Source organism: Lentibacillus sp. (genome assembly GCF_035301925.1).
GTDB lineage: Bacteria > Bacillota > Bacilli > Bacillales > Amphibacillaceae > Lentibacillus.
In genome coordinates, this window is sequence record NZ_DATGTI010000009.1 from 1 (window position 1) to 14656 (window position 14656).

Genomic DNA, 14656 nt, shown 5'->3' on the forward strand with positions numbered 1-14656 from the left:
TACAATAGATCAAACACAAAACGTGCATCGATATACTTAATCAATGCACGTTTTATATTGCGTCGGTCACTCAGATTCATGACTGCACAACAGTGAATCTTCATGCGGGTGCTCTTCACTTTCCATCTGAATGGTCACATGGCCGATACCTTTATGTTCCAATTCGTGCTCAATCGTCCGCAGCAGTTCTTGGCTTTTGTGTACTGATAAGTTCCCGTCAACCACCGCATGACAGGACAGCGCATTTTGCCCGCTCGTAATACTCCATACATGCAGATCGTGTATATTGATTATTTCCGGGAGATTTTCGATCGTATGGATAATCTCATCCATATCGACATTTTTAGGGGTGCCTTCCATCAGCACGTGAACGGCATCTTTGGTGACGCGCCAGCCACTCGCCAGTACAAGGACTGCAACAATGACACTTGCCACTGGATCGGCCCAGCCCCAATTGAAGAACATGATGAGTAAAGCTGCTGTAATGGCACCGATAGAACCGAGCAAATCACCTAACACATGCAAAAAAGCTGCTCTCAGATTCAAATTCTCCTCTGTATCCCCGCGCATTAAAATCCATGCAACGATGATGTTCACAATTAAACCGATGACTGCTATCGTCAACATGCCGGTTGAAGCAACTTCAGGCGGATCCGTAAAACGATGATAAGCTTCATAAAAAATGTATAATGAGATCAAGATGAGCGTAACCCCGTTAAATACAGCCGCTAATATCTCAAATCGTTTATACCCATACGTATTTCGATAATTTGCCACTTTTTCACTAAATGTGAAAGCTAAAAAACCTACACCAAGTGATATGGAGTCACTTAACATATGGCCTGCATCTGACAATAAAGCCAGGCTATTGGTTAAGAAGCCGCCGATTGCCTCAATAACCATGTATATTGTAATGATGATAAAACTAACCATTAACGCTTTTTTGTTGGCACCATGTGTGTGATCATGACTGTGATCGTGTCCCAAGTGAATACCTCCCATCGAATTGGACCAGGAATCGCACGACAGAACCCTGATTTCGTGCGTAGTCCTGTTTTGCGCGGCGGATGTCACGAAATCGCGCGAGACTCTTTAGATTTCGCGCGAGGATGTCATGAAATCGCGCGACGGTACGCCAATTTCGCGCGGAACAGACCTAAATTCGCGCGAGAGCATCCTGATTTCGCGCGATCCCAACACCCGTACATACCCCTGCTAATAATATTGCTAACAGTGATAGGCATGGTTAATTGTTTGTTTCAGTAAGTTCATAACATGCTCATCATCATGCGAGTAATATAATGTCGTACCATCCCTGCGATTTTTTACTAACCGTAAGTTTTTCAGGAACCGTAACTGATGTGATACGGTTGATTGCCTGAGATGCAAACTTTCGGCAATCTGATTGACCGAATATTCATTTTGAAAAAGCAAATGAAGAATTCGGATTCTGGTCGGATCGCCTAACGCCTTGAATGTTTGTGATACGACAAACAGCGTTTCTTCGTCCAGATCTTCGTTTTCACCGGTTCCCGAATTATCAGTGTATTCATCCATTACAATTCCCTCACTTTTAATCTTAAATTCCTGTGTTTTGTAAACTTGTCAACAAACATCCAATATGTGCTTATATTAGCATATGTTCATATTTTAAAAAGGATTATCCGAATTGTCAACTCTTCCTATTCAGGCAGGATCTATAGCGATTTTTCCCCATAATGATTCAATTCAATGAGAAACTTCATTCAGTTGGGATCGTACTGACCGTTAAGACAGGGTCAATTTTACAACAAAACCCTGCACCATCTAACCGATGCAGGGTTCATCATGATTTCATATGTCACAAAACAAACCCGCCATACACCAGCGTCCCTAAAATGACAAATGCGGGATGGATTTTGAAACGTTCCAGCAATACATAACTGGCAACAATCAGGAAAGCCGTCTGCCAGATGCCGATCCCTTCATATGAATCAGCGAAAAACCGCCATGCCATCAGCCCGAGCAAAATAGCAATAACAGGCCGAACATATAATGTCAGGCGTTTGACCTTTGGGGAATCTTTATACTTATATAGAATACCCAATAATAAGATCATTAGAATCAGCGATGGTGCCACCGTGGCGAAAACAGCCACAACTGCACCCGGAATCCCGGCCACTTCATAACCGATATAGCCAGCCAGCTTGGTGGCAATCGGGCCGGGAAGCGAATTTGCCAGTGCCAGCACTTCACTGAATTCCTGTACGGACATCCATTCAAAACGCTGCACCACTTCATTTTCCACCAGTGGAATCGATGCAGGACCTCCGCCATAGCCAAGGATACCCGGAATAAAAAATGCAATGAACATATTCCAATAAAGCATCAAGGTGCATCACCCTCTTTCGCACGATCTCCTTGATCGCGTTTAACCAATGCCAGAACAATGAGACTGACAATAATAATACCTGGGTGTACACCGATTAATTCCAACAGAATCAAAATAATGGAACTCATAATGATCGTTTGCAGCCAGCCCATGCCCTTGCCGGCTTTTTCGAAAAATTGCCATGTCAGAACGGCTAGCATAACACCGACCACCGGAATGACAGCCGCCGTCATTCCGTTCACCCAGTCAAATTCTCTGACGGACGACAGCGACATTAACAGCACAATCATTAAAAAAATTGTCGGGAATATAACCGCCAGAACCGCATTAATCATTCCCGATAAACCGGACACACGATGACCAACATAGCCGGCCAGTTTAGTGGCAATCGGTCCTGGAAGCGTATTGCCCAGTGCCAGAATATCGCCGAATTCCTCATCATTAACCCAGTTGTACTTATCAACCACTTCCTTATGAATCAGCGGAATCGAACCCGGCCCTCCCCCATATCCGAGGATGCCGACCCGGAAAAAAGCGAGGAAAAGATGCAATTGTTGTTTTCCGTTATTCTGTTCTTCTTTTGCTGCATTTTTGTTATTCACCAACAAGCAACCCCGCCGTCTGTACGTGTTTCTGTGCCACCGACAAGAACACCGGTATCAGGATTACGCCAAATGATCTGCCCTCTGCCAAAACCGTTTGGTTCCAGCTGAATTGTCACATCATGCTCTTTCTGAGCCAAACCCTGAGCAAGATGATGAGGGAAACGGTTCTCCACTTCGATCTCTTTGTCCCTGAACCACTGCCATCTTGGTGCATCCAATGCGGCTTGTGGCGTCAAACCGAAATCAATCGTGTTCATGACAACCTGCACATGCCCCTGCGGCTGCATAAAGCCGCCCATCACACCAAACGGTCCAACCGGCTGATCTCCCTGGGTCATGAAGCCTGGAATGATCGTATGAAAACTCCGCTTACCGCCAGCGAGCGCATTAACATGATTTGGATCCAGCGAGAAATTATGTCCACGATTCTGCAGAGCAATGCCGGTACCCGGGACGACCAGACCTGAGCCAAATCCCATGTAATTACTCTGGATAAACGAAATCATATTTCCTTCATTGTCGGCTGCAGCAAGATAGACCGTGCCGCCCTGAGATGGTTCACCCGCTTCAGGCAGCCCTGCCGTTTCACCGATCAGCGCTTTTCTGCTCTTGGCATACATCTCACTCAGCAATTCGTCTGTTGAATATCTCATATGCGTTTCATCTGTAATGTGTTTCCTGCCGTCTGCAAACGCAAGTTTAATCGCTTCAATTTGTTTATGGTATGTATCGATGTTTTCTTTTTCTGTAAAATTGAACTCTTTTAAAATATTAAGCGCCTGTAATGCAACCAAACCCTGGCCGTTCGGAGGAATCTCCCAAATATCATAGCCTCTGTAGTTTACCCCGATTGGCTCCACCCATTCAGACTGATGAGCTGCTAAATCTTCGGCTTGCAGGAACCCGTCATTTTGTTGGGAAAATGAGGCGATTGTTTCCGCGAGATCCCCCCGATAAAATGAGTCGGCATGGGAACCGGCGATTTTTTCCAGTGTCCGCGCATGATCTTCCGAAGACCAGATATCACCAGGGTTTGGCGTGTGTCCATTCGGCGCAAATGTCCGGCACCATTCAGAAAACATATCAGCTGTGAACGTTTCTTTGAAAGTATTCAAGCCTTTTTTCCAATACCTGCTTAGCGTTGGGGAAACCGGAAAACCTTCACGGGCATAATCGATTGCCGGCTGTAAAACTTCACGGAAAGGCAGTTTGCCAAATTCTTTGGAAAGATCAGCCCAGGCAGCCGGCACACCGGGAACGGTTACCGGAATCCAGCCATACTTCGGCAGTTCATCGTATCCTTTATCTTTGACAGCCTTGATTGAAATGGATTCAGGTGCACGCCCGCTTCCGTTCAATCCGTGCAATTTACCTTTCGTCCAGACAAGCGCAAATGCATCGCCGCCAATTCCATTCGAGGTCGGTTCCACGACGGTCAGACAGGCCGCCGTTGCAACAGCGGCATCAATGGCATTTCCGCCTTTCCGCAGGATATCCAGACCAGCCTGTGACGCAAGCGGCTGCGATGTCGCGACCATTCCATTCTTCGCAAAGGTTGATAGTCTTGGCGACGAATACGGATAATTGAGGTGATCAAGAATCTTCATTCGCACGTTCCTCCACCTTTAATTTTTGATGAAATCTTCTAAATTAAATATCATTTTACGTCACAATTAGTTAATTTGTCAATCCAATTTTTTAACAATAATAATGATATATGAACTAATTGGTTACATTTATAAAGTTATAATATTATTCTGGTTACATTAAATCAATCCATGTTATGATATTGATAATAAGCTGTATTCTGGAGGTATCCCATGAAGGTCGATGAAATCGATAAAAAATTACTGGAAGAATTAGTTGAAGATGGACGAGCTTCATATGTTGAGTTATCGGAAAAAGTCGGTATTTCAAGGGTGGCTGTAAAAGACCGGATTAATAATCTGAAGAAAAAAGGCATTATTGAAAAGTTTACGGTTGTCATTAACTCGGAGAAATTCGGAAATACCGTGTCTGCTTTTTTTGAGGTGGATGTGGAGCCAGCACGCTTTCAAGAGGTGGCCCAAAACCTTGCCGATCATCCAAATGTCGCGAGCATCTATCAGATGACAGGGCCGAGCACGTTACATATGCACGTGCTGGTCGAGGATTTTGTAATGCTGGAAAATTTTATCAACAGTGAACTGTATTCTGTACAAGGGATTACGAGGGTTGAGAGCAGTGTCATTCTAAAACGGTTCAAAAGCCGGACGGGCTATAAGCTATAACGCTGAGTGGCACACCCCATGAACTTAATCCAATGGGGAACCTGCTGATCTTAAGTCTTTCCGCTTACTTCCAGCCCGGTTCAGCGTGACTGGATAACTCGATTAGAAACGGGTAAATACTAGCCGCTGATAGAAAACCGCCTATTAATATGGCAAAACTGCCCACTGGCGGCACATCGAGCATTAAGGCAAGAAAAAGCGCCACTGGGATAACGACAACATTGAGAATCTGGCTCCGTTTACGTGAATTTGTTGTCAGGTGCTGCTTTTGTCCGCAAAACGGGCACGTCAGCCTCACGTCCAATGTAAACATCACTTTAACCGACTGTTTCCAATTCCATTGTTCATGGCAGTTTTGACATGTTGGCATGCCATCATCCCCTTAAGAGTCAAATCACTTCTTTACGTTCAACACTACCATAGTGTCATCATTTTGAACATGTCATTTGCCGGAATGCTACACTATATCAGCAACCAACCCATCACAGCGAAAGCCTGCCTGCTGCATCTGTTCTGACAGTTATGGTGGTGATCTAGTAAGCTTGAGCAGCTCACTCATGAGTTCGAGCTTCTCTCGCACGAGTTAATGCTGCTCTCGCTGACCACTTTAATGATTACCGACATCACCTACTTTGCTGTATACTTTTTAAGAGCCGGTAAAATCTCCGTGCCGATCAACTCAATATTTTTCTTCAGCTTGTCAAATGGCACACCGCCGAAATCCATTTGGGCGATGTAGCGCTGATGTCCATATTGCTCATGCTGATAGAGGATTTTTTCAATGATTTGCTGCGGACTGCCGACATTGATGACGCTGCGTGTGTCCTGCGCCTGAGCAAACCCTTGCTTGGGAAACCCTTGACCATTCGTCTTCTTCATGCCTTCATTAATATGCGGATAATACTCTTTCAAAGCGTCCTGGGTGGTTTCAGCAGCATAGAAAAATCCGGCAGTTGAAACAGGCAGTTCTGCCGGGTCGTAGCCGCATTGCTCCAAGGCTTCACGATAAGCATCAACCGTTCGCTTGAATGCGGACACCGGCCCGCCCAAATGCGCCATATACATCGGCACACCCGCATATCCTGCTTTTATCGCACTCGCTGGTGTTCCGCCGACAGCTCGCCAAATCGGCAATGATCCATTCAATGGACGCGGCAAGATCCTGGCATCCCTGAGCGGCGCGCGGAATTGACCGCTCCAATTGACAACCTCTTCTTCATTAATCTTATTCAACAGATTGAATTTTTCTTCGTAAAGTTCTTCATAATCACGCAGATCATAACCTAATAAATCATAAACACCCACCCTGGACGCACGGCCGGCAACAATCTCAGCCCGGCCGCCTGATATCAGGTCAATCGTCGCAAAATCTTCAAAAACCCGAACAGGATCAAGCGTGCTGATAATCGTTGAAGAACTGGAAATCTTAATGGTATCAGTCGCTTGTGCAATCGCTGACAGCACGACCGAATGTGCCTGGGTGGCAAAATAATCCTGATGACTTTCCCCGACACTGAAGAAATCAATGCCTGCCTGCTCAGCCAGCTTAGCCAGTTCAATGATCTCATTGATGCGGTGTTGTGCCGATATCCGCTCCCCCGTTCCAGGATCCGGCAAATGATCACCTAATGTATATAGCCCAAACTCAAGTCCCTTGCTTGAATCAATGCGATATTTTTCCATATGTAAACACAACCTTCCTAATGAGACAAAAGTGTTTGATACCCTGTCCCATATTTTATCATTACCGACAATAAACGTAACGTAATCCGTTCAAAATCGAATTTCGAATGCATTATTTAAGACTGCCTGCTTTATTGTGGATTTGTATTGAACAAAAATATAGAATAGATGGGGAATTACATATAGTCAGGAGTTCTATTATGAGCCTTGCAGAACAAAAACTTTTAACCCAAAGCGTGAGAAAAAGCTTTTTCCAATATCTTCTCCCCACCCTTATCGGTATGATGCTGATGTCAGCGAATATTGTGATTGACGGTATCTTTGTCGGTAACGGTATCGGATCGGTGGCGCTGGCAAGTGTTAACATCGCTGTTCCAGTTTGGTCGATTATTATCTCCATTTCGCTCCTGATCGGGATTGGCGGTGGAACACTTTATTCGATTGCTACTGGTGCGGGGGATATTGACCGAGCCCAGCAAATTTTCACGATTTCAATGGTACTGACAACAATCGTTATGGCAATCCTTGGGTTTATTGGATATATAGCAGCTGATCCCCTGGCACGATTATTTGGAGCAAACGCTGATACAATAAACTATGCCGTAGACTATTTGCGGATCATTTTTATGTGGGCTCCCATTGTGGCTTGGGAGACTTCACTTAGCATGTTTGTCCGCAATGACGGCGGTCCGCAGCTGGCGATGACAGGTCTTATCGTATCCGCCTTACTCAATATCATCTTGAACTACTGGATGATTTTTATATTGGAAATGGAGGTGACAGGGGCTGCACTCGCGTCAGTTATCGCAACGGCAGCCGGTTTGCTGATTTATATTATCCATTTTTTCAAAAAGGATGCCGGCTTAAAGTTTGTCCGGCCAAAATGGAAAAAAGACGACATTCTTATGGTCGGCAAATTAGGTTTCCCTAACTTCCTTTCTGAAGCTGGAACGGGACTTTTTGTGATCGGATACAATATCGCCCTGTCGTACTATGCAGGGACAACCGGACTGGCCGCTTTTTCGGTCATCAATTATTTGCATACCTTTGTATTCCTGGCTTTTATTGGGATTGGAACGTCCATCCAGCCGATGATCAGCTTTTATTATGGCGCCAATAAATACGAAAGAATCAAAGATACGGTGAAAATTGCTGAAATCACCGGACTTGCTCTCGGCATCAGTTTTCTTGCAATCGGCTGGTTGGGCGCCGGAGGGCTTGTTTCGATTTTCGGAGTGGAAACAGAAACCAAACGCCAACTTGCCATGAAAGGGATAACACTATTCTTTACAGGATATCTGTTCATGGGAATTAATTTTATTTACATGACCTATTATCAATCAATCGCTTATATTGCACCATCAATCGGCATCACACTATTTCGCGGTTTCATTTTATTAGTTGCCGCGCTGATTATTCTGCCGTTCCTGTTCGGTACAACAGGTATCTGGCTTGCATTACCAGCCGCAGAAGGTCTGACGGCCATTTTCCTGGTTCTTTTTGCAAGACAAGGTGTGATGAAACGTCGGTGGCAAGAGCAAGGGTATTGATGGAAAACAGCACGTGTAATGTATTGAAATGTCTTAAAATCAATTGAGGGAAATGATGTGTTTTCTGAGAAGACGTTGATTGTAATAGATGGATGAGGTGCGAAACAAATGTCAGAGGGGGTACTTTTAATCCCGTTTTCATGCTGCCCATATTTTTTACCGCAATGTTCACACCTGAAGCAGTGTCTAAATGAATCCTCAGCCTCTAATTTTCTACGCGCTTTCCTTTCCCTATAATATTTGCTGCATTTTCCCATGAAAGTCCCCCCCTTTTCCAGTCATATTGTATCTTACTTATATAGCAGAGAAATTGTATGTGCTGATGACTGAGAATCTATAAACTGGGAAATCAGTGTATCCAAATATAAACAGGAGATTGACACGAATCGAGGGATACCCCGCCAGTATCCCTCGATTATTTCATAATACATCATGATTGTTTTGCTGTGCTTCCTGTATTTGTTGCCGCGTGTCATGCAGCTGTTCATAAGCCTGCTGAAACTGCGGATTTTCCGTTGCTTCGTTACCGGCCTGCTGAGCTTGTTGTAATTGCTGCTCGGCTTGCTTTAGTTGCTGTTCTGCTTGGTCAAGCAGCCGTTCATCTGAACCTTGTGCCTGCCGCGCAGATTCCTGAGCCTCATGTATCTGTCGGCTTGCCTGCTGTAATTGTTGATGCAGATTCTGTTGTGCCATATCATTGCCTCCGTTATGTTAAGATGTAAAGAATCCATATATAGCGTTCCCCTGATTTTACGGGTTATGTAACAAGCAAAGCATGCAAATTCTCCTTACAGTAAACATAAATAGTTACCCTGACTGATTAAGGATTTACAGCTGTTAAGACAACTTCCTCGGGTTCACCCAGGACTTGTTCCCCTTATTGATGATACAAAGCTTGGGTCCCGATAGTTTCTCCGGTTGCCTCACCAACATCCGTATTTATAAACAATATGAAACCAATCACAATCCCAATAGCGAAAATAGCTCCGAATAATCCAAAATACGTTGACTTTTTCAAAGAATCACCTCTTACTATTATGTGCTTGACCTAGCGTTGACAACTTTTTGATCATTTAAACTTTAAAATACCACCTGTAAAAATAAAGGATACAAATCAATTATTTGCGATTTGTATCCCGCTTTATCGTTCGCTTATTTTATTAATCAATTGCAAGAGCCAGCGAATAAAAAGCAATAGCAAAAACTGGCTTGCCAGCGTATGAAACCAGCTCCAATTGATGTAATGGATAAGATTGGTGTTTTGCTCCAATAGTAATTCAGACACAGTCAGCACACTGCTATACACCAGTGCCTGCCAGATCCAGTCAAATACAGTTTTATGATAAGTTGTTTTATAGAAGTAAATACACATCAGCGGCAGCAACAAATATTCATAAAGAATGCTTGACTGAAACTGGGGAAATAATTTAACAGGATAGGAAAGCAGTCCAGCTTTCACGACGATATCACCTAAAAATGTTGTAAAATATGCTGCGGTTAACAGGCATAAAAGCCAATCTTTAACTGGCGGCTTTCTTATTGTGTTAAATATAAGTATTATCCCTAAAAAGAAAAAAAGCCACAGTACAATTACTTCCATGTTAACAGCTCCCATGATAACTTATTGGATCCAGGGCACCTTAAATAAATAAAGTAAAAAAGCGATAACAACAACTGACAGTCCATATACGATATATGGACGGTTTTCATGCAGTTTTAACATTGGAAACATAACAAGTAAAAATAGGATTGACCACCCAAATGACCAGCCGTTGTGATATTCGATTAAACCAAGGTGGTGGCCGACCCATTCACATACGAGGTATATTAAAACCCATTTTGCTATGTGAATTATTTTATGAATAAATGCATCAGGGAAATTTGACAGATAAATAATGACCGTACATGGAAGAACGATAAACGTGTGCAGGAGGTCAAGGACATGTTCTGGTATGCCTATATTGGATTGAAACATCCACAGAGGATAATCTTGTGTAAAAAAGAAATATAATAAATTCATGGATGCTATGTAGACCATCGTCGCATGAAACTTCTCGAAACGGGTCCAATCGGCTCGCCGCCATGCAAGTAAAATAATTAGAATGATAATCAAGATGTGCATGTGCATTCACCTAACATATAAAATAACTTCATGAATCAATTCTGCCACAACCCTGTTGCATCGGGTTCATGGCAGCTTTTTTCACGGTCTGTAGCCATTGGGGAATCTTCAAGCCAGCCATTTCCAATCATCAGCTTCTGCCTTTGAGTGCAGTACAACCCCCGATGTATTCAAATGACGTTTGAAATGCCGTGGTTCTTCGTCTTCAACCGCCTCCAGTAAAGGTTCAAAGACACAGGAGAACAACGAATCGCCCATATAGTTGCTTCACAAATTCGATAGCTCTGAAATATTCAATGTTAAGTGCTGCTGGCTCTCGTATATTTGCAAGTCCAGTTTTCTGTCTTTTTCTGATCGCTGATTTTTTGAATCGTCCATTGTGCTGACTCCTTTCAAAACAACTGTCGCACAAGTTAGTGCTGTTATCGTTCTAGTTGAGGCAGCTTGAGCTGCTCTCGCACGTTTTGATCCCGTTGTCGCACGATTTGACCTGGCCGTCGCACGGTTCTGATATGCGCGTGCACGTTTCGGGGTTGGTTTCGCACGCTTAAGTTACTGTGCCGCACGATTTGAAGCAATTCTCGCACGTTTTGAAGCGGCTGTCACACAAGTTGGTGCTGTTCCCGCACAAGTTCGACTCCCTCTCGCACGAGCTGCCGTTGCTCTTACATATTCGTCCAATCACGCATTATTATTTATAGCCTCTCATCTCCCGCATATATTATGCATGTGTATCATTCTCATTTTACCATCAAAAAAACCGGCTTCCACTGATGGAAACCGGTCATCCAATATTATGCAGCTTTACTATACGACCACATCGTATCCTTGTTCTTCCACTGCCTCGCGCATTGATTCAATGTTCGCGATTGCTTCATCGTAAATGACATTTACTTTGCCAGTGTCGAGGGTTACTTCAACGCCTTGTACACCTTCTATTTCTTCAAGCGCCCCTTTAACGGAACTCTCACAATGAGCACATGTCATTCCTCTAACGTCCAATGTTGTTTGCATAATGGATCTCTCCTTTATAAAATATTTTTAGATTTTTTTAACCTTCAGTGGAGGAAACCGCTCCACTGAAGGAAGTTTCCCTAAAAGTGTGTGAACAACTCCTTAAATCTTAACCCGCTTCAGGCGTAGTGAGTTAGTGACAACACTTACGGAACTCAATGCCATCGCTCCGCCGGCGATCCATGGTGCCAGCAGCCCGGCAGCTGCGATTGGAATACCGGCACTATTATAAGCAAACGCCCAGAACAAATTCTGCCGGATATTTTTGATGGTGGCCTTGCTGATGCCGATTGCTTTTGGTATCAGCAACAATTCACCGCCGAGGATTGTCACATCGGCTGCTTCAATGGCAACTTCTGTGCCCGTACCGATGGCAATCCCGATGTCTGCAACGGCGAGTGCCGGTGCATCATTAATGCCATCGCCAACCATGGCAATCTTCTTGCCTTGAAGCTGGATCTCTTTTACTTTATCCGCTTTTTCCTCTGGTAAAACTTGTGCGATGACCTGATCAATGCCAACTTGTTTTGCAATCGCTTGTGCGGTGCGTTCATTATCGCCTGTCAGCATGATGGTTTCCAGTCCCTGGTCATGCAGCTGACGAATTGCTTCAACTGCCGTTTCTTTAATCGTATCTGCCACAGCGACAACGCCGCGGAACGCACCATTGACAGCAACCAGCATTGCAGTCTTGCCATCATCCTCATAACCAGCCATAGCATCGTCTGCCCCATCAATGGGAACATCATTTTCGTTCATCAGTTTTCGTGTGCCGACAAGGATTTGCTCCCCGGCGACAGTTGCTTTGATTCCCCGGCCGGGTATTGCTTCAAACGACTCAGTATCGATCACTGCGATATCCTGCTCGGTGGCATAGGCAACAATGGCTTCTGCCAGCGGATGTTCGGACCCTTTTTCCGCACTGGCCAGCAGCTTCAGTGTTTCGTTATTACCTGTGAAATCCGTAACTTCAGGTTTACCTTTAGTAATGGTACCTGTTTTATCCAAAATCACCGCATCCAACTGGTGGGTCCGCTCCAGGTGCTCGCCGCCTTTGAATAAAATACCTGTTTCTGCCGACTTCCCTGTTCCCACCATAATCGATGTCGGTGTTGCCAGCCCCAGTGCGCACGGACATGCGATCACAAGCACGGCGATTGATGCGACCAGCGCCGGTTCAAATGCGCCCGGCTGCACGAATACAATCCAGATGACAAATGTCAGCACGGCAATCCCAACCACTATCGGAACGAAATAGCCTGAGATAACGTCTGCCAGTCTCTGAATCGGTGCTTTAGACCCTTGTGCATCCTCCACCACTTTCACGATGGAAGCAAGTGCTGTATCTTTACCGACTTTCGTTGCTTCCATCTCGACTGTTCCGTTTTTATTGATGGTTGACCCGATGACATTTGATTGCACATCTTTTTCAACCGGAATCGATTCACCGGTGATCATCGACTCATCAACCGATGTTTTTCCTTTTACAACCAGTCCGTCGACAGGGAATTTCTCGCCGGGTTTAACCATCAGACGATCCCCGACGGCTACATCTTCCACAGGAATCATTATTTCATCACCATTGCTGACAACACGCGCCTGTTTCGCCTGCAGATCCAAAAGCTTTGACAAAGCGACGGTTGTTTTGCTTTTCGCATTCGCTTCCAGGTATTTACCGAATAAAATCAGCGTGATTAAAATCGCACTTGTTTCGAAATAGAGATGCGGCATATACCCCGGGTTGCCAATTGTTTTCACAGCTTCATAAAGACTGTAAAAATACGCGGCACTCGTACCTAAAGCAACGAGCACATCCATGTTGGCCGTGCCGTTTCGCAGATTTTTATAAGCACCTGCATAAAACTGCCGGCCGATGATGAATTGTACCGGCGTTGCCAGGGCAAATTGGAACCACGGATTCATCAGGATATCCGGTACGCTGGCGCCAAACAGATGAACAAGCATCGTCATCAGAAGCGGCGCCGACAGTACAGCAGAGATAATCAGTTTCATCTTCATGTTCTTGACCTGCTTTTCTTTCTGTGACTGTTTATTTTCCTGACCGGCTTTAACTTTGGCGTCATAGCCAAGCTTTTGAATCCGGCCGATAATATCCGCTTCTGCCATCAGGCCCGGATTGTATTCAACAGCAGCATTTTCAGTCGCCAGATTAACATTGGCATGCTTGATGCCGGTTTGTTTGTTCAAAACCTTTTCAATCCTGTTTGAGCACGCTGCACACGTCATCCCAAAAACGTCAAATTCCGCTTTCTCGGTTTGAACACCATAACCAAGCTTTTCAATTTTAGCCGATATATCATCAACGGACGCTGCAGAGGGATTATAGTCAACGGATGCTTTTTCCGTTGTTAAATTAACTTTTGCTTCGACACCGTCCATTTTATTCAGTACCTTTTCAATCCTGTTCGAGCAGGCAGCACAGGTCATTCCTGTTACACCAAGTGTCGTATGCTCTGATTCACTCATTTTCTATACCCCCCTACTTGGAAAATTGCTTCATGATCTCCATTAATTCTTCAATCGCTTCTTCTCCTTCACCGGATTGCACTGCATCACTGACACAATGCTTTGTATGCCGTTCCGTGATGGAGAAACCCACTTTTTTCAATGCGGCGTTGATTGCACTGATCTGAACTAATATATCGACACAGTAACGATCTTCTTCTACCATTTTCTCAATACCCCGTACCTGTCCTTCAATCCGCTTCAAGCGGTTTACAACGGCTTGCTTCTCAGCATCAGTCCGGGGCGTTACCGGATGGTCGCGCAAATGCTCACCCATATCCTCACTCCTTTCACCTTCTAATTATAGGGTACCCCCCTAATGTATTTTTGTCAACTATAAACCTCACAACCCATTTTTCAAAAACGCCAAATAGCAATCGAGTAGGAGACTAACCATTATTTGGTTAGTCGTCCTCTCACACCACCGTACGTACGGTTCCGTATACGGCGGTTCAATAGTTTAAGTACGCACGCTTGTATAAATGGTTCAGGTCTTTAAGACCCCACTTCACAAG

17 protein-coding genes are annotated in these 14656 nt (G+C 44.6%); 2 read left to right on the forward strand and 15 right to left on the reverse strand.

The window, feature by feature from the left end:
* Positions 1 to 66: 66 nt before the first annotated feature.
* From VK080_RS01175 to VK080_RS01195, 5 genes are all read right to left on the reverse strand, one after another.
* Positions 67 to 1002 (reverse strand): cation diffusion facilitator family transporter, encoded by a 936-nt coding sequence (locus tag VK080_RS01175; RefSeq protein WP_324222976.1) that lies wholly within the window; start codon positions 1000 to 1002, stop codon positions 67 to 69.
* 225 nt (positions 1003 to 1227) lie between these two features.
* Positions 1228 to 1557 (reverse strand): metalloregulator ArsR/SmtB family transcription factor, encoded by a 330-nt coding sequence (locus VK080_RS01180; RefSeq protein WP_324222977.1) that lies wholly within the window; start codon positions 1555 to 1557, stop codon positions 1228 to 1230.
* Positions 1558 to 1840: 283 nt separating this feature from the next.
* Complete coding sequence (locus VK080_RS01185) at positions 1841 to 2368, reverse strand: chromate transporter (protein ID WP_324222991.1); 528 nt, start codon at positions 2366 to 2368, stop codon at positions 1841 to 1843.
* A complete protein-coding gene (locus VK080_RS01190) occupies positions 2368 to 2979 on the reverse strand; it encodes a chromate transporter (RefSeq protein WP_324222978.1) in 612 nt (203 codons plus the stop codon). The genes VK080_RS01185 and VK080_RS01190 overlap by 1 nt, the downstream gene beginning before the upstream one ends.
* Positions 2970 to 4583 (reverse strand): gamma-glutamyltransferase family protein, encoded by a 1614-nt coding sequence (locus VK080_RS01195; protein WP_324222979.1) that lies wholly within the window; start codon positions 4581 to 4583, stop codon positions 2970 to 2972. The genes VK080_RS01190 and VK080_RS01195 overlap by 10 nt, the downstream gene beginning before the upstream one ends.
* Positions 4584 to 4796: 213 nt before the next feature.
* Here VK080_RS01195 and VK080_RS01200 point away from each other — a divergent pair, with 213 nt between their 5' ends.
* Complete coding sequence (locus tag VK080_RS01200) at positions 4797 to 5246, forward strand: Lrp/AsnC family transcriptional regulator (protein ID WP_324222980.1); 450 nt, start codon at positions 4797 to 4799, stop codon at positions 5244 to 5246.
* 64 nt (positions 5247 to 5310) lie between these two features.
* Here the strand turns inward: VK080_RS01200 and VK080_RS01205 are convergent, their stop codons facing one another.
* Positions 5311 to 5616 carry a TIGR04104 family putative zinc finger protein gene (locus tag VK080_RS01205; protein WP_324222981.1) on the reverse strand — a complete coding sequence of 102 codons (306 nt, stop codon included), beginning with the start codon at positions 5614 to 5616 and terminating at the stop codon, positions 5311 to 5313.
* A 257-nt stretch (positions 5617 to 5873) separates the two neighbouring features.
* Positions 5874 to 6929: an LLM class flavin-dependent oxidoreductase gene (locus VK080_RS01210; protein ID WP_324222982.1), complete on the reverse strand. Its 1056-nt coding sequence runs from the start codon at positions 6927 to 6929 to the stop codon at positions 5874 to 5876.
* A 200-nt stretch (positions 6930 to 7129) separates the two neighbouring features.
* Between VK080_RS01210 and VK080_RS01215 the strand changes: the two genes are divergently transcribed.
* Complete coding sequence (locus VK080_RS01215) at positions 7130 to 8479, forward strand: MATE family efflux transporter (protein ID WP_324222983.1); 1350 nt, start codon at positions 7130 to 7132, stop codon at positions 8477 to 8479.
* Positions 8480 to 8899: 420 nt separating this feature from the next.
* Here the strand turns inward: VK080_RS01215 and VK080_RS01220 are convergent, their stop codons facing one another.
* From VK080_RS01220 to VK080_RS01250, 8 genes are all read right to left on the reverse strand, one after another.
* Entirely contained in the window at positions 8900 to 9172 is a 273-nt protein-coding gene (locus VK080_RS01220) for a hypothetical protein (protein ID WP_324222984.1), read from the reverse strand.
* A 184-nt stretch (positions 9173 to 9356) separates the two neighbouring features.
* Positions 9357 to 9497: a hypothetical protein gene (locus VK080_RS01225; RefSeq protein ID WP_324222985.1), complete on the reverse strand. Its 141-nt coding sequence runs from the start codon at positions 9495 to 9497 to the stop codon at positions 9357 to 9359.
* A gap of 123 nt (positions 9498 to 9620) precedes the next feature.
* The gene (locus VK080_RS01230) at positions 9621 to 10079 is read right to left on the reverse strand and encodes a CBO0543 family protein (protein ID WP_324222986.1); all 459 of its coding nucleotides are present in this window, start codon (positions 10077 to 10079) and stop codon (positions 9621 to 9623) included.
* Between the two features lie 21 nt (positions 10080 to 10100).
* Positions 10101 to 10607, reverse strand: a complete 507-nt coding sequence (locus tag VK080_RS15965; protein WP_414672197.1) for a CBO0543 family protein — start codon at positions 10605 to 10607, stop codon at positions 10101 to 10103.
* Between the two features lie 102 nt (positions 10608 to 10709).
* Positions 10710 to 10859, reverse strand: a complete 150-nt coding sequence (locus VK080_RS01235) for a hypothetical protein (RefSeq protein ID WP_324222987.1) — start codon at positions 10857 to 10859, stop codon at positions 10710 to 10712.
* A gap of 549 nt (positions 10860 to 11408) precedes the next feature.
* Positions 11409 to 11615, reverse strand: a complete 207-nt coding sequence (gene copZ, locus VK080_RS01240) for a copper chaperone CopZ (RefSeq protein WP_324222988.1) — start codon at positions 11613 to 11615, stop codon at positions 11409 to 11411.
* Positions 11616 to 11717: 102 nt separating this feature from the next.
* Complete coding sequence (locus tag VK080_RS01245) at positions 11718 to 14102, reverse strand: heavy metal translocating P-type ATPase (RefSeq protein ID WP_324222989.1); 2385 nt, start codon at positions 14100 to 14102, stop codon at positions 11718 to 11720.
* A gap of 13 nt (positions 14103 to 14115) precedes the next feature.
* Complete coding sequence (locus tag VK080_RS01250) at positions 14116 to 14418, reverse strand: metal-sensing transcriptional repressor (RefSeq protein WP_324222990.1); 303 nt, start codon at positions 14416 to 14418, stop codon at positions 14116 to 14118.
* Positions 14419 to 14656 lie beyond the last annotated feature (238 nt).

Bases quoted from the DNA above. Each gene is read 5' to 3' on its own strand.
- VK080_RS15965 (WP_414672197.1), bottom strand. From the start codon at position 10,607: ATGCACATGCACATCTTGATTATCATTCTAATTATTTTACTTGCATGG.
- VK080_RS01250 (WP_324222990.1), bottom strand. From the start codon at position 14,418: ATGGGTGAGCATTTGCGCGACCATCCGGTAACGCCCCGGACTGATGCT.
- copZ (WP_324222988.1), bottom strand. From the start codon at position 11,615: ATGCAAACAACATTGGACGTTAGAGGAATGACATGTGCTCATTGTGAG.
- VK080_RS01215 (WP_324222983.1), top strand. From the start codon at position 7,130: ATGAGCCTTGCAGAACAAAAACTTTTAACCCAAAGCGTGAGAAAAAGC.
- VK080_RS01175 (WP_324222976.1), bottom strand. From the start codon at position 1,002: ATGGGAGGTATTCACTTGGGACACGATCACAGTCATGATCACACACAT.
- VK080_RS01220 (WP_324222984.1), bottom strand. From the start codon at position 9,172: ATGGCACAACAGAATCTGCATCAACAATTACAGCAGGCAAGCCGACAG.
- VK080_RS01235 (WP_324222987.1), bottom strand. From the start codon at position 10,859: ATGGGCGATTCGTTGTTCTCCTGTGTCTTTGAACCTTTACTGGAGGCG.
- VK080_RS01230 (WP_324222986.1), bottom strand. From the start codon at position 10,079: ATGGAAGTAATTGTACTGTGGCTTTTTTTCTTTTTAGGGATAATACTT.
- VK080_RS01205 (WP_324222981.1), bottom strand. From the start codon at position 5,616: ATGCCAACATGTCAAAACTGCCATGAACAATGGAATTGGAAACAGTCG.
- VK080_RS01210 (WP_324222982.1), bottom strand. From the start codon at position 6,929: ATGGAAAAATATCGCATTGATTCAAGCAAGGGACTTGAGTTTGGGCTA.
- VK080_RS01180 (WP_324222977.1), bottom strand. From the start codon at position 1,557: ATGGATGAATACACTGATAATTCGGGAACCGGTGAAAACGAAGATCTG.
- VK080_RS01245 (WP_324222989.1), bottom strand. From the start codon at position 14,102: ATGAGTGAATCAGAGCATACGACACTTGGTGTAACAGGAATGACCTGT.
- VK080_RS01185 (WP_324222991.1), bottom strand. From the start codon at position 2,368: ATGCTTTATTGGAATATGTTCATTGCATTTTTTATTCCGGGTATCCTT.
- VK080_RS01195 (WP_324222979.1), bottom strand. From the start codon at position 4,583: ATGAAGATTCTTGATCACCTCAATTATCCGTATTCGTCGCCAAGACTA.
- VK080_RS01200 (WP_324222980.1), top strand. From the start codon at position 4,797: ATGAAGGTCGATGAAATCGATAAAAAATTACTGGAAGAATTAGTTGAA.